The sequence below is a fragment of the Lachnoanaerobaculum sanguinis genome (assembly GCF_033242365.1).
In the GTDB taxonomy this organism is placed as follows: domain Bacteria; phylum Bacillota; class Clostridia; order Lachnospirales; family Lachnospiraceae; genus Lachnoanaerobaculum; species Lachnoanaerobaculum sanguinis.
Genome location: NZ_BTHK01000004.1, coordinates 179,668 through 195,208, shown reverse-complemented (window position 1 = coordinate 195,208; position 15,541 = coordinate 179,668). Strand labels below are relative to the sequence as shown.

Here is a 15,541-nt window from a genome sequence, read left to right as displayed (position 1 = left end):
TTCAAATTTTTTGAAATATTTTTTATGTCAGAAAAGCCTTTAAAATAAGGGATTTAAAAGAATTGCATAAAACTAAATAGCTTATTAGAAATTTAAAACGTCGGAACTTTCATAGTACTTCGACGGAAGACGGGAAGGTAAAGGTCACAGGAAACAAAGAGTCATCACAGACTGAGAAAGAAAGCAACAGTGACAGCAGTGTAAGGATTGAGTAATAAAATCCGGCTTGCAATTAGTACTGTTTAGTGATATTATAAGAACAGTTTTGTATTTTAATGGAGTGTAAATATGTTAATGTTAAACAGGATTATTTCAATAATATTTATTTTAGTATGCGTTTTCCTGACTGCAGTAGTATTATTTCAGGAAGGAAATGAGCAGGGACTTGGTTCAATAGGCGGTATTGCCGATACATATTGGGGTAAGAACAGAGGACGTTCAGTTGAAGGCTTGCTTGAGAAGCTTACAAAGGTTGCTGCGGCATTATTTTTGATTTTATCATTAGTTTTAAATATTGTTAAATAATAAAAAGCACTCAAAAGAGTGCTTTTTATTTATAAAGGTTTATATGGATAAGAATTTAGAAAAAAGAAAAAAGATAGTTATGGACTTTATAGAAAGTCCTCTGTATGTACCTATGAAGGCTAAGGAGCTGGCGGTTTTTTTTAATGTTGATAAAGAAAGAAGACCTGAGCTTGATGAGGTTTTGAAAGAACTGCTGCTTGAAGGCAGACTTGAAATAAGCAAAAGAGGTAAGTACAAAAAGCCTGAGAATAAGTTTTTAATCGGTGAGTTTATGGCAAATCCTAAGGGATTCGGTTTTGTAAGAGTGGAAGGAAGAGATTCGGATATATTTATTCCGTCCGATTATACAGCAAATGCCATGAATGGAGATCAGGTAAAAGTTGTTATAGATATTGAAAGCGGCGAAAAAAGAGCTGAAGGACATATTATAGGTATAGAAAAGCATGCCAATATTCAAATGGTGGGCTATTACAAGAAGAATAATAAATTCGGTTTTGTATTACCGGATGATACAAAGATTTTAAAAGATATTTATATTCCTGCGTCAAGAGATAAAGGTGCAAAGACCGGAGATAAGGTGGTGGTTGAGATCACAGACTTTGGCGGTGATAAGAAAAAGCCTGAGGGTAAAGTCATTGAAATTCTCGGTAAGAGCACAGATGCAGGAGTTGATATACTTTCCATAGTCAGAGCTTTCGGACTTCCTGAAAAATTTGGTGATGATGTGGAAAATGAATTGAAAAAGATTCCAAGTACAGTCCTTGAAAAAGATATAAAGGGCAGACAGGATTTTAGAGATCTTGTTACCGTGACAATAGACGGTGAGGATGCCAAGGATTTGGATGATGCCATAACTCTTGAGAAGAACGGAAATATATGGCATCTGGGAGTTCATATAGCTGATGTTACTCATTATGTGAGAGAGAATACGGCACTTGACAAGGAGGCATTACACAGAGCTACAAGTGTATATCTTGTGGACAGGGTGATTCCTATGCTTCCAAGAAAGCTGAGTAACGGAATCTGTTCATTAAATCAGGGTGAAGACAGACTTGCACTCTCATGTTTGATGGAGATAGACGAAAAAGGAAATATAATAGGGCATAATATCTGTGAGAGCGTTATTAATGTAAATGAGAGAATGACATATACCGCGGTAAATGAAATTATTACAGATTCAAATGAAGAAACAAAGCAAAGATATAGCGAATATATAGAGCTTTTTAATAATTTCAAGTTGGTATCTGAACTGCTTAGAGGCGCAAGAACAAAGCGTGGATCCATAGATTTTGATCTGCCTGAGAGTAAAGTTATACTTGATAAAAACGGTAAGGCTGTAGATATCAAGCCGTATGAGAGAAATTCCGCTACAAAGCTGATAGAGGATTTTATGCTTGCAGCCAATGAGACCGTGGCAGAGGACTTTTTCTGGCAGGATTTGCCTTTCCTGTATAGAGTCCATGAGAATCCGGATCCTGAAAAGATAAAGAGTCTGGCAATATTTATAAATAACTTCGGCTTTACACTCAGAAGAAAAAATGATGAGGTATCACCGAAGGAGCTTCAAAAACTTTTGGCAAATATTGAAGGAAGTGACGCCGAGGCTATTATATCAAGGATTGCGCTCAGAAGCATGAAGCAGGCAAGATATGATACATCATGCATAGGACATTTCGGTCTGGCGGCAAAGTATTATACTCATTTTACATCACCTATAAGAAGGTATCCCGATCTGCAGATACATAGGATAATAAAAGAAAATATAAAAAACGGACTTTCCGAAAGACGAACAGAGCATTACAGGGCTATTTTAGACGGTGTGGCTTTACAGTCATCACAGATGGAGAGAAGAGCCGAGGAAGCCGAAAGAGAGACTGTAAAATATAAAAAATGTGAATATATGCTCGGTCATATGGGTGAGGAGTTTGACGGAATTATAAGCGGTGTGACAAGCTTCGGTATATTTGTAGAGCTTGAAAATACTGTGGAAGGATTTATAAAGATGTCCGACTTGGAAGGTGATTACTTCGTCTATAATGAAGCCGGATATGAACTTGTGGGAGAAATTACAAAAAAGAAATTTGTTTTAGGTCAAAAGGTAAGAGTAAAAGTCTATGATATAGACAGACTTGCAAAGAGAATTGACTTTAAACTTGTAAAGGAGAGAGATGGCAGAGGGGATTAAGATAATAGCAAATAATAAAAAGGCATATTTTGATTATTTCATCCTGGAAAACTATGAAACAGGTATTGAGCTGTTCGGAACGGAGGTAAAGTCTGTAAGAATGGGCCATGTTTCAATAAAGGAGTCATGGATAAGAATCGAACGTGGTGAAGTCTTTATCATGGGAATGCACATCAATCCCTATGAGAAGGGAAATATATTCAACAAAGATCCATTGAGAGTAAGAAAACTTTTGATGCATAAGAAAGAGATATTAAAGCTCGATTCAAAGCTTAATGAAAAAGGACTGACAATAGTACCTTTAAAGGTGTATTTAAAGGGAAGTCTTGTAAAGGTTGAAATAGGTTTGGCAAGGGGAAAGAAAAACTATGATAAAAGAGAGACACTTGCCAAAAAGACACAGCAAAGGGAGATAGAGAAAGCGATGAAGAGGAGTATGAGGTAAAAACGTATGTTCGATTTTTCTCTTGACAAACATATGTTCTTGTTGTAGACTTATTACATAGAACAAATGTTTGGAGGAGAATATGAGAAAAGTATTTTTAGCATTCATTTTTACATTGTTTTTAATAAGTTTTTTACTTGGCAGGGCAAATACTACAAGAGCCGGCATGGATACAGAGAATATAAGATATACATCAGTTAAAGTTGAGTACGGCGACAGCCTTGAGAGTATATCTGAAAAATATAATAATACAGGTATATCTGATGACGACTATATAGAACAGATTATGGATATGAACGGAATGGACAGCAATAAGGTGCATCCCGGATGCTTTATACTTGTAAGCTATAAGGTTGAAAGATAATCTCAAATATTGAGGGAGAAATAAATTACTTCTCCCTCAGTTTTACCACATTTCTGGCGCTTCTTCGCCTGTCATCTTCTATGGCAGCATAGTGTTTCTTGGTAGTATTTACATCACTATGCCCCAAAACATCCGCCACCAGATATATATCGCCGGTTTCCTTATAAAGATTTGTACCATATGTGGAACGAAGTTTATGGGGAGTTATTTTCTTTAAAGGACTGATTATTTTGGCATATTTTTTTACAAGGTTTTCAACACTTCTGACAGATAATCTTTTGTTTTGCATTGATAAAAAAAATGCGCCTTCATGTCCGCTTTCTTCCAGAATCAAAACTCTTTCATCATAATAGTTTTGCAAGGCCTCTTTTACCTCATCCGAGAAATATACAGTAACCTCTTTTCCTCCCTTCCTGTGAATTAAAATCCCGTTATTTTTAAAATCCACATCGGATATATCAAGTCCCACACATTCGGATACTCTTATTCCTGTACCGAGTAATAGAGAGAGCAGTGCAACATCACGTACTTTGGTCTTTCCATGATAGGCTCTTTGCCTGTCGCTTAGTCCTTCACCTCTTTCCGCTTCATCAATCATCATAGCAACTTCGTCAATATCAAGTCTTATAATCTCTTTTGAATGTAATTTCGGCAATTGTACTCTTTCCATTATATTTTCACTGATTTTTTCGGTGCGGTAAAAGTACTTGAATACACTCTTTAATGTTGAGATTTTTCTTTTTATGGCATTTTCCTTATTTGATATTTTCTTACCGTCTGTGTCACGATATTTTAAATATTCCATATATTCTTCAATGTCTGTTACAGTAAGACTTTCAAGTACGGAAATAGGTATTTCGGTCACACTGTTATATGATTTCTTTATACTTGGATTTTCTTCAAGTAGAAACTGTAAAAATATTTTTATGTCATAGGCATAGGCGATTTGAGTTCTTGATTGCGTACGAGGCTCAATTCCTCTAAAAAAGTCTTTAAAAAATGCCGGGAGCTCTGAAAGCATTGTTCTGAGCTTCTTTATATTCTCTATATCGACTTGTTCATTATACTTATAGTCAGGCATAAATTCCCCTTAATATATCTAAAATAGTGAAGTAATCATCGAATTTTACATTTTTGTACCTGATTGCTCGGCACAATATAATATAATATTTAACAGTATAACAAAATTATATATTTTTATATAGAGTTATCTTGAGATTTATGTTATTATACTATCGTCGCATAGAGTTATAATTTTATCATATAGGTTAAGCGATATATGAGACCAAAAGGAGGTTTTACCAATGAACTATTTAGAAATTGAGAAGGTTATCGGAAGAGAAATACTTGACTCAAGAGGAAATCCTACAGTTGAGGCTGAGGTTTATCTTGTAGACGGAACAATCGGAAGAGGAACAGCTCCATCAGGTGCATCTACAGGTGAGTTTGAGGCACTTGAGCTTAGAGACGGTGACAAGTCACGTTACCTTGGAAAGGGTGTTTCAAAGGCTGTTGAGAATATAAATACAACTATCAACGATGTGCTTGAGGGAATGGATGCATCAGATATCTACGCTGTAGATAAGGCAATGATCGAGGCTGACGGAACAAAGGATAAGTCAAAGCTCGGTGCAAATGCAATCCTCGCAGTATCAATTGCTTGTGCAAGAGCAGCAGCTATTTCACTTGATATTCCACTTTACAGATTCCTTGGCGGTGTTAATGCAAACAGACTTCCTGTACCGATGATGAACATCTTAAACGGTGGTGCTCATGCATCAAACAACGTAGACGTTCAGGAGTTTATGGTTATGCCTGTAGGAGCTCCAAGCTTTAAAGAGGCTCTTAGATGGTGTGCGGAAGTATTCCACAACCTTGCAGCACTTTTAAAGGCTGAAGGACTTGCTACAAGTGTAGGTGATGAGGGTGGTTTTGCTCCAAACCTTACAGGTGGTGATGAGGAAGCTATCGAGTTTATCCTTAAAGCTGTTGAGAAGGCAGGATATAAGCCGGGTGTTGATTTCATGATTGCTATGGATGCAGCATCAAGTGAGTGGAAGACAGGTACAATCGGAAAGTATAAGCTTCCAAAGGCAGGAACAGAGTTCACATCTGCAGAGCTTGTTGAGCATTGGAAGAAGCTTGTTGAGAAGTATCCTATCATCTCTATCGAGGACGGTCTTGATGAGGAAGATTGGGAAGGATGGAAGCTTCTTACAAAGGAACTTGGCGGAAAGGTTCAGCTTGTAGGTGATGACTTATTCGTTACAAATACCGAGAGACTTAAGAAGGGTATTGACAACGGTTGTGCAAACTCAATCCTTATAAAGCTCAATCAGATCGGTTCAGTTTCTGAGACACTTGAGGCTATAAAGATGGCTCACAAGGCAGGATATACTTCAATTTCTTCACACAGATCAGGTGAGACAGAGGATACAACTATAGCTGACCTTGCTGTAGCTCTTAACACATGTCAGATTAAGACAGGTGCACCTTCAAGATCAGAGAGAGTTGCTAAGTACAATCAGTTACTTAGAATCGAAGAGGAGCTTGGTGAGAGCGCTTGCTATCCGGGTATGGCAGCATTCAATGTAAAGAGATAATTTACGTATAAATTTAAATAATATTGCCGGTTTCGGGCTTTGCCCGGAGCCGGTTTTTTAATGCTTATTTTTTGAAAAATTATTTTCTGACGAAAATATTAAGAAATAGACTTAATGAATAAGGATATGGATAAAAGACAAGTGTGCAATAACTTAATCTTTTGCGTAGATGCATAATACCTTGTAAACAATCTTGCTTCTGTTTTATGTACTAAAAATATAAGTTAAAATTAAAAAATATATTAAATAATGCTACTTTATTTATAAAAGCTGAAAATAGTATTACTGCAAAAGATATAAAAATAAAACGATAATTAAAGATTTGACTTATTTGACAAAGTACGAAAATAATAATATTATATGAATATAATATTAACGTAAACTTAAAGCAGTAGAGTGTGGAGTGAGATATGCGTGGAATAAACTTATATGGGACATACTATGTCAGATATCCGTGTGCTGACACTAAATAACGGACAGGACAGTAACTTGCAAAAATTTTAAAATAACTGTAGAAAAATTTTCTGAAATATCTATAAGAGCAAACAGTATAACAAGCATAATTTGAGTTTTTACAGTAATAACATGATATAAATTTCTTTATACAAATGCACTTACAAAAATATTGTTTAAATATATTTTTGTGGGTCGTTTTGTTTGCGTGAAGAAAATATATAAATAAACTAACTGGATATAGAGAGACTGATTTAATGCCATACATTAAACAGTGATATGGGAGTATGCATGTAGAGCATGGTATAGGACCTTATATTCCGGTTGATACACAATCAAGGAGGTGGTTTGATGAAGAAAAAGAGGGTAGTAAGTCAAGCGGGCTTATTGGCGGTTTCCGCTCTTTTCCTTTGGGCAAATCCGTTCACTGCACATGCAGAAGGATGGGATAACTCAAGCGGTGAGTGGAGATATCTGGACAATGCCAATAACGCAGTGTCTGAGGCTTGGAGAAAGTCGGGTGACGCATGGTATTATCTGGGTGATGACGGCAACATGGTAAAAGATTCGATTGTTACCGTAGGAGACGGCATTTATTATTTGAATGCCGACGGTGTAATGGCGGCTAATCGTTGGGTTCTTGCAAAAGATATCGACGATAATGATGCATGGTATTACTTCGGTGCCGACGGAAAAGCGTACAAGGGCAAAGACGGAAGAGTATATACTCGTGAAATTAACGGAAAGAGATATCTTTTTGATGAAGAAGGAGTAATGCTTACCGGATTCTTCGATGCGGAGGGCAATGCGGTAGAAGATGACAATCCGTTTAAGAGTGCGAAATACTACTTCGGTGATGACGGAGCAATGTATGCGGATCAGTGGTTGCTTTATTCACAGGTAGGAGAGAATCCGGGATATTCAGAGCTTGGACAGAGAAACTACAGTGAGTATGATGAGATGTGGCTGTACTTCGGGGCTAACGGAAGAAAGTACGCTGCAAGCAGTACAGATCAGTCAAAGCAGAGAGAGATAAACGGTAAGGCATACCTGTTTGATGAGAACGGTGTAATGATACCTCAGCTTTCCGTAACCAACGCAAACATAAGAGCTACAGCAAGTAACGCTAAAGTAAAATACGGTTCACTTGATGTTGACGGTGAGCTTAAAGACGATTACTGGACATTTACAGTACCTAATGAAGTAATGAGTCAGCATGATTATGATACAGAAGAGCACAGCTGGTTCAGAACAAAGAAAGACGGTAGTGTAATTAAAGATAAAATAGCTACAGTACTTGGAAGAAGATACGCTTTCGATGAGATCGGACGTATGCAGACAGGTTTTGTAATTATGTTGGAAGATGATACATTCGGTATCAAATATGATGTAGATGAGTGGACAAAGGAAGACTTCCTTACAGACGCTCTCAACTCACCTATAGCTGCAATCGACAGAGGAAGCTTATATCTCTTCGGTACAGATGAGCTTAATGACGGTTCAATGATTACCGGTGAGGTTACAGTATCTCTTAGAGATCAAAATGCGGTATTCGGTTTCAAAGACAACGGTAAGGCTATCGGAGCAAGATGCACACTTGCAAAGAACGACGGTAAGTTCTACTTCAACGGATTAAGACTGGATGCTGATGCAAGCCTTAAGTACGGTATTCTTAAGGACACAAGAACAGGTCACGGCGAGTATGTAGTCGTAGACTCAAACGGTAAAGTAGTCAAAGGCACAAAGATTCTTAAGGACGGAGAGGGCAACTGGATAGTAGTTTCAAACTCAAAGTTCGTAGCAAGAGTAAGTGATAGTGACAGACCGAGAAAGAAGAACGGAAGATTCTATCACTACGATTCAAGTGCCGACAGACATGACAGATGGGGAGCGGAAATCACATATGCCACAGACGGACTAAACAATTTGGACAGTGATTTTGTTCTCTTTGACAGATAGTTAGAGGAGAGATATGAAGAAAAATAATTTAATAAAGCTGATTAAACAGTCAACTGCGGGACTGTTGACAGCTGCAATGGTGCTGACAGGGGCGCCACTGGGGAATATGACTGTGATGGCGGCGGGATTATCACCGAACACAAACCTAAGTCCCGGAGATGGACAGCGTAATAAATGGGTAAGCCAGGTGGATGGATTTACTTATGGTTCATCTGATTCTACAGCATTTGCCTTTGGAGATGTTAGATACAGAAAGACACTTAGTTTAAATGGAATTGGATACACAAATAGAACATCAAGAATAACATCAATTTCCCAAACAGGTGACGCATCTACGTTTAGTATTGCCGGACTGGTGAGTTCAAATGATAGAGCAAATAATACAAATGGATATTATACAGGAGCCACAGCACATACTGGACAGCCACGTAATAATCCAACAATATATGTTCAATATGATACTAACTGGTGGGATGGATATTATGCATTCGGAAAGCCGTTTCGTATAGGAACAGATGCTGAGCTTACAGATACAGTTACAACAGGTTCAACTGTATACACACCACCAAATGCAGCTAATCCTGATGAAGGTCCTGTTGATACATACGTAAGCTCTTGGAATGGTGCAGAGCCGACAGCAGCAGCATTCCCAGGAAGCCCAAGAAGAAAGGTTTTACATTCATTTGGTGGAACTTATTACAATGGACAGGTATTAGAACTTAGTAATGGATTAACTGGAGCAAATGAAAGAAAAGTAGAACTGAGACAGGAAATAAAACCATCTGATGATGATCAGTTTATTGTGGTTCAGTATACTGCATTTAATCCAAGTGCTACAGATACTGTGGATTTTATGGTGGGTAATGAGACAGATACCATGCTTCCTTCTCAGGATAATGTGCCTATCTTTACTACAAGACATGGTGCCGGAGAGAAATTTGAAGGACTTCACTTCCAAAGCCATAAGACAAGTGATCATCCTTTAACCGTATTTGATATATATTCATCAGGTAACGGTGCGGGGATGGTAAAGAGAGATGCAAATGACCCTAGTGAAAATCGCGTTTGGGGTATGTTGTATCCAAATACAGCGGGAATTGAACATACTTCATGGGTATTTTCACAAGGATTCCCGGGAATGGTAAATGCCGGTGACAGTGCGGCGGCATTTTCAGCATACTTTAACTTAAAGCCGAGAGAGCAAAAAACTGCTACATTTATGATTGCCCTTAAACCTTCAGTATATTATGTAAATGAAGGATCGGGAAATACAGGCGTACATCCTACTAACAATATTATAGCGGGATTTATGGGTAGACCTATAAACTCTGTAAAGGATGCTATAGCTGATATAAAAGCAAGAGGAATTAAGAAGGCGTATATCTATTTGCAGAATGATGCAACAATAGGTGAAACCTTGACTATTCCAAATGATACGGAAATTACTATTCAGACAGCGGATTTTAATAATCCGGGATTACCAACTTATACCGGATATCAAAAGTTTAACCCTTCTATAAAATCTGATATAGCTACGTTAAAGAGAACTGCCGGCTTTACAGGCGAGTTATTCAAAATGGAGAATAACGATTCAAGGTTGAACTTCCGTAATGTTATAGTTGACGGAAACGGAAATAATCCTACAGGACAAACTAATACTACAGCAACAGCACCTGCCTTTGATCTTGATAAGGGTAAGGTGAGTGTAAAAGCCGGTACTGTAATGCGTGGATTTAGAGTAACCGGAGCAAAGGTACCTTCAGTATTTAAGATTTCAGGAACCGGTGTTCTTGATATAAATGCTGCAGGTGGAGCAGCTGCAATTAAAGACAATATATCATTGGATGACGGTGTGGCTATAGACTCAACAGAATCTAACTTGGGCGCAGGATTATATCCTATTACAGTAAACGGAAGTCTGGATGTTACCGGATCAAAGATGTACAACGGAACACTCGGTACTGCAGACGAAAAGACAAAAGACGGAAACGTCTTAATAGATGATAAACCTATATTTGTTGAGTCCGGAAATGCTATAAGCGGTAAAATCGGAATAGGAATGACAGGAGATGCCCTTCCTACAGCAAACAGTGAGGGTAGTGTATTGGCGGATTATGCTGACAGAACTTCCGGCGGTTCATTGCCATATTCACCTGCAAACTTCAAATCGGATATTTACGGACAGACTATAGGAGCCGGAGACGGTGTAAAGACTGTTGCACATGCGACCGCCGGAACCTTAGAGGACGCAAAGGTTATATATCTTCATTCAACTATATATACATTTGCTTTGACATATTTAAAGCCTGACGGTTCATCATTTAACTTTGCAGACCTTACAATACCTGCACCTGTACCGTCTACAGAAAACTATGTAGATGCAAACCCTTACTCAAAGGGAATACCTGCAGGTGGTGAAGTAAAATATAACATGCCTACAATCAACGGATATAAGTATGATGTAAGTGCAAATACTGCAATCAACCTTCCTGATTCTATATCAATAGATGCTAACGGAAGCTTAACAGGTACAATGCCGGGTGAGAACGTAAGTATCAGAATAAATCTTATAAAAGATGAGGCTACATATAAGTTTGATCCACAAAGCGGTTCAGCGGTTCCTGACAGAACCGAGCCTACAGGAGCCATATCAAATATTTCTGTTCCACAGAGTACAAGACTTGGATATGATCTTGTGGGATGGCAACAGTACAATGATGTAAACGGAAACAATATATTTGATTCAGGTGATACCGATATAGGTGCTGTGATTACTTATCCAAGCGGAACTTTCCCGACACCTGTTGTAACAGGAGTTAAAAAGTTCTATGCAAAGTGGACACCGGGATCCGGAACATTTGCAATAACAAGAAAGTTTACAAACAAGAGTGTTTCAACACCTATCACATTCTTTACAGATGTTGATAATACACATCATGTGAATGACAACTTTACGATGGATCCTATAGGACCTATACCGGGATATATGTATGACAGTGGAACAAAGACACCTAATACAGCAGCTACAGGAACAATAGCTCCTGCAACAGATGCACATCCGGGAAGACTTACAATAACAAGTATGCCTCCTCTTGCGATTGCACTCTATTACAAGTATTCGGTAGATCCTTCACAGAGATTTACATTTGAAGTAAGACATGAGGACCTTGCAGGTAATGTAATAGCACCTACAACAACAGTAACAAAGTTGGCAGAGCAGCAGGTAAGTGCGGCAAAGAAGAATGACATTACAGGATTCTCATACTCTACATTTACAGTTACACAGGGTAGAACAGCTCCTACAACACCTCTATATACAATCGGTATTGATGACGGAGTGAATAACCTTATAATTGATGAGAATCTGGCAAACGGTAACTTTGTTGCAAAGATGCCTAACCAGAATGTAACAGTAGTATTTAAGTATACAAATGATTCAGGAAACAACCTGATAAAGAGATACTTTGACAGAATCGATAATACAGTACTTGCAAGTGAAGTTGTGCCACATATGGCAGGAACAACATTTGTAGAAGGCCTACCTACATCAGGAACAAATCTTGAAAGAATTTACGGATATGTTTGGGATGCAAGCTCAAGTGTAGATCAAAATCCTACAACACTTGGAAATATAACAAATAATACAACCGGAGAGTTTACAGGAACGATGCCTGTACTTCCAACTGCAACACCTACAAAGGTAGACTGGATGTTAAGCAGAGATGCATCAAAGTGGACAAGTATCAACTTTGCAGTAGCATCTGCACCATATAACAACGGTAGCGTAGGAGCAGCTACAGCAAACAGCATCTTATTAAGTGACGGAACAAGCGCGGGAGATGCAAGAGCATATAAGTTCAGCAAGATAAAGGCATTAAACTATGTACCAAGTGTAACACCTAACCGTTACTATATGTTTGACGGATGGTATAAGGATGCAGCATGTACACAGCCTGTAGGAGATACAGACTTCTTTAGAACAACAGATCCTACACCTTTAACTGTGTATGCCAAGTTTGTAGAAGACCCAAGTAAGTGGTTTGATATCAACTTTGCGGCAGGAAGCAACGGTTCAATCACAGCTCCTGCAACACTTCATATACCGTTTGATTACACATGGAGTCAGATAACAGGACAGCTTCCTACAGCTACACCTGTAGCAAACTACTTGTTTAAAGGCTGGAAGGATCCAAACGGTGCCTTCATGCAGGGAACAAGCACACTTACAAACCATGCAACATATACAGCATTCTTTAGCCAGGATCCAAACGTGTTCGGTACTATCGGATCTATCACACCAACAGGTCGTATAGGAAATGACGGAAGCGGTGAGATAGTAATAGACGGTACAACACCGGGAAATGTATATGTAATAAGCGATCCTGACGGAAATATCGTAGCGGTGGTACCGGGAGATTCAACAGGAAATAGAACTGTAGTTCCAAACCTTATACCGGGAGCACACTACAATGTACAGGAAGGAAGCCCTGATACACAGGCAACTGTAGGTCAGCCGATTTCTTCTATAACAGGTACATCGGTATCAACACCACAGGATGTATATGTTCCGACAGTAGATAATAACTACAACATAGGATATGATCCTGAAAATGACGGTATGGCACAGATTATTATCAATCCGGCAGATCCTGACGCAGATTATGCGCTCATAGATGAGAACGGAAACGTAGTGCAGTATCCGGGAAGTGACAACGGATGGATGACTCCTGTAGGAAACAATCCTTCAACAGTTACTTTCAACAACTTAAATCCAAATGAGACCTACACTGTAGTGGCAAGAAAGAAGGGCGACAGCTCAATTCCAAACCCACTTACAAAGTTACCTGACGGAAATCAGATAATAGCAAATCCGGGAGATATGGCGGACGCACCTAAGTATGTAGTAGAGACAAAGGGCGGAAGCGTAGTAACGGTAGGAACAACAAGTGTAGGAAATGACACATACGATCAGGCAAAAGCAGGAGAAGAAGTGGTAATCCATGCAGATCCTGTAGATGCAAACGGCAAGAACTTCCTTTACTGGCAGGTACTTGCAGGAAGAGCTGTAGGAGTCAGCGGAAATATAACACAGGCTGATTACTCATTTACTCTTTCAAATTCAAATATTGTACTTAAGGCTGTATACGAACCTACAAAGGTAGCGGGAGATGATGCGGATCTTACAGAGACAATAAGAGGCGGTGGAGTAGGAGAGTTCGGACTAATACCGGGTCAGATACCTGGACTTGCACATGATCTTACAACACCACTTGACAGATCACTTATCGGAGTAAACGGTGCAACAGTAGAATACAAGGTAGTATTTAACAAAAGAGATGCAAAACCGAATGAGAAAACAGCTGTAAAGCCTGTTTCTATATCGGGAGTTGATCATCCGGATGCACATACAACAGCATACGGACTTGATATCCAGCTTGAAAGATATGTAAACGGAAGACTTGTAAATAACGGAATACTTGCAACAGCATCAAATGCGCCAGTAGATGTTATAGCACAGCTTCCTGCAGAAGACGTTGATCAGCTTGATTACCAGTTATTTGATGTGACACCTGACAGTTTAGGTAATATCAATCCTGTAGATATAACAATTACAACAGATGTAGCAAACAATGCGGGACTTCTTAAGTTCACAGGTAACTTGCAGCATTCATATGTACTTGTTTATTCAAAGACATTTAAGGTAACATTTGTAGATAATAAGCCTGTACTTGATAATTTACACTTAAATGATACAAGCAGAAACTTCTATAAGAAGTTTAAGGTAAGAAGAAAAGAGAATGTAGAGGATGCTTACTACTCAAGTGATTATGCGGTAGTTACGGCATATGCACAAAATGATGTAGCAAACGGACTTGTAACACCGTTTGAGGATATCTATGGTGTACAGTATGACTATGTTAACTGGTCAAAGAAGGAAGATAAGCTTTCAGTATATGACACAACAAGTCCTGTAACAAAGAGAACAATTGTTTATGCATACTATTCAGACAACAGAAAAGAAGTTGCAAAGGCAAGAGTAGATCTTGGTGATACTATAGAAGAAGCAAAGATCCTCACAGGAGACCCATACCTTAAGGTAGCAGAGGTGGCAGAGCTTAATGAGGCTATAGCACATGCACTTGAGACACTTAGACAGGCAAGAGATCTTGTATCTCCTGACGGAACAACATATCTCAGACAGGCAAACTATGCAGAGCTTCAGCAGGCAATAGATGCACTTAGAAGACTTATTGACAAGTATTCAAAGATAGCAGCCGACAGAGCCGGAGACAGAAACAGAAGAACCGGTGGTGCCAGCGGTGGAGGTAACTCTTCAAGCGGTAGAGGAAGTAGACTTTTAACACCCGGAGAGAAGTCACAACAAAATACAGCTATCAATGAAAACAGTAATGTAAGAGCATTCGTACTTGGTGTAGACGGTGCTTGGGAGACAAACCCTGTAACAGGAGGATGGTCATTCGTACTTAACGGTGGAACACCACTTAACGATATGTGGGGAATGATTACATTCAACGACAATACAGGTAAGAAGGTATCACGTTGGTATTACTTTGACGGACGCTCAACAATGGCAACAGGTTGGGTATATGACTCAAAGAACGGCAACTGGTATTATATGAACACAACACCGGGACCTGAGCTTGGCCAGATGGTATTAGGTTGGGTAAAGGATGAAAAGACAAATAAGTGGTATTACATGAATGATAATACAGGTATCCTTAAGACAGGATGGCATAAAGATCCGCAGGATGGAAGATGGTACTATCTGAATTCAAACGGTGAGATGCTTGTCGGATGGCAAAAGATTGACGGTAAGTGGTATTACTTTAATACCAATACTCCACAAAATACTTATACATGGGATGCCGATGCTTTCAAGTGGAGCTACTTAAACAATACTGTAAGACCATTTGGATCTATGTATGCGGGAGAGAAGACTCCGGACGGATATAATGTAGATGCAAACGGTGCTTGGTACTAAGTGA

8 protein-coding genes are annotated in these 15,541 nt (G+C 38.9%); 7 read left to right on the top strand and 1 reads right to left on the bottom strand.

The genetic code is table 11. From position 1 onward, the window contains the following. Positions 1 to 294 precede the first annotated feature (294 nt). The 4 genes from secG (at position 295) to SBH76_RS04270 (ending at position 3,519) form a co-directional block, all read left to right on the top strand. Entirely contained in the window at positions 295 to 525 is a 231-nt protein-coding gene (gene secG / locus SBH76_RS04285; RefSeq protein WP_034212181.1) for a preprotein translocase subunit SecG, read from the top strand. A 43-nt stretch (positions 526 to 568) separates the two neighbouring features. Next, positions 569 to 2,710 (top strand): ribonuclease R, encoded by a 2,142-nt coding sequence (gene rnr, locus SBH76_RS04280; RefSeq protein WP_317976906.1) that lies wholly within the window; start codon positions 569 to 571, stop codon positions 2,708 to 2,710. Then, complete coding sequence (gene smpB / locus SBH76_RS04275; protein WP_007591038.1) at positions 2,694 to 3,155, top strand: SsrA-binding protein SmpB; 462 nt, start codon at positions 2,694 to 2,696, stop codon at positions 3,153 to 3,155. The genes rnr and smpB overlap by 17 nt, the downstream gene beginning before the upstream one ends. Positions 3,156 to 3,237: 82 nt before the next feature. Further along, a complete protein-coding gene (locus tag SBH76_RS04270; RefSeq protein WP_290649180.1) occupies positions 3,238 to 3,519 on the top strand; it encodes a LysM peptidoglycan-binding domain-containing protein in 282 nt (93 codons plus the stop codon). A 25-nt stretch (positions 3,520 to 3,544) separates the two neighbouring features. Here the strand turns inward: SBH76_RS04270 and SBH76_RS04265 are convergent, their stop codons facing one another. Then, a complete protein-coding gene (locus SBH76_RS04265) occupies positions 3,545 to 4,600 on the bottom strand; it encodes a tyrosine-type recombinase/integrase (RefSeq protein ID WP_317976905.1) in 1,056 nt (351 codons plus the stop codon). A gap of 223 nt (positions 4,601 to 4,823) precedes the next feature. Here SBH76_RS04265 and eno point away from each other — a divergent pair, with 223 nt between their 5' ends. The 3 genes from eno (at position 4,824) to SBH76_RS04250 (ending at position 15,537) form a co-directional block, all read left to right on the top strand. Continuing rightward, positions 4,824 to 6,122: a phosphopyruvate hydratase gene (gene eno / locus SBH76_RS04260; protein ID WP_009662719.1), complete on the top strand. Its 1,299-nt coding sequence runs from the start codon at positions 4,824 to 4,826 to the stop codon at positions 6,120 to 6,122. An 804-nt stretch (positions 6,123 to 6,926) separates the two neighbouring features. Beyond that, positions 6,927 to 8,534, top strand: a complete 1,608-nt coding sequence (locus tag SBH76_RS04255) for an N-acetylmuramoyl-L-alanine amidase family protein (RefSeq protein WP_317976904.1) — start codon at positions 6,927 to 6,929, stop codon at positions 8,532 to 8,534. 13 nt (positions 8,535 to 8,547) lie between these two features. Continuing rightward, the gene (locus tag SBH76_RS04250) at positions 8,548 to 15,537 is read left to right on the top strand and encodes an N-acetylmuramoyl-L-alanine amidase family protein (RefSeq protein ID WP_317976903.1); all 6,990 of its coding nucleotides are present in this window, start codon (positions 8,548 to 8,550) and stop codon (positions 15,535 to 15,537) included. The last annotated feature ends 4 nt before the right edge of the window (positions 15,538 to 15,541 follow it).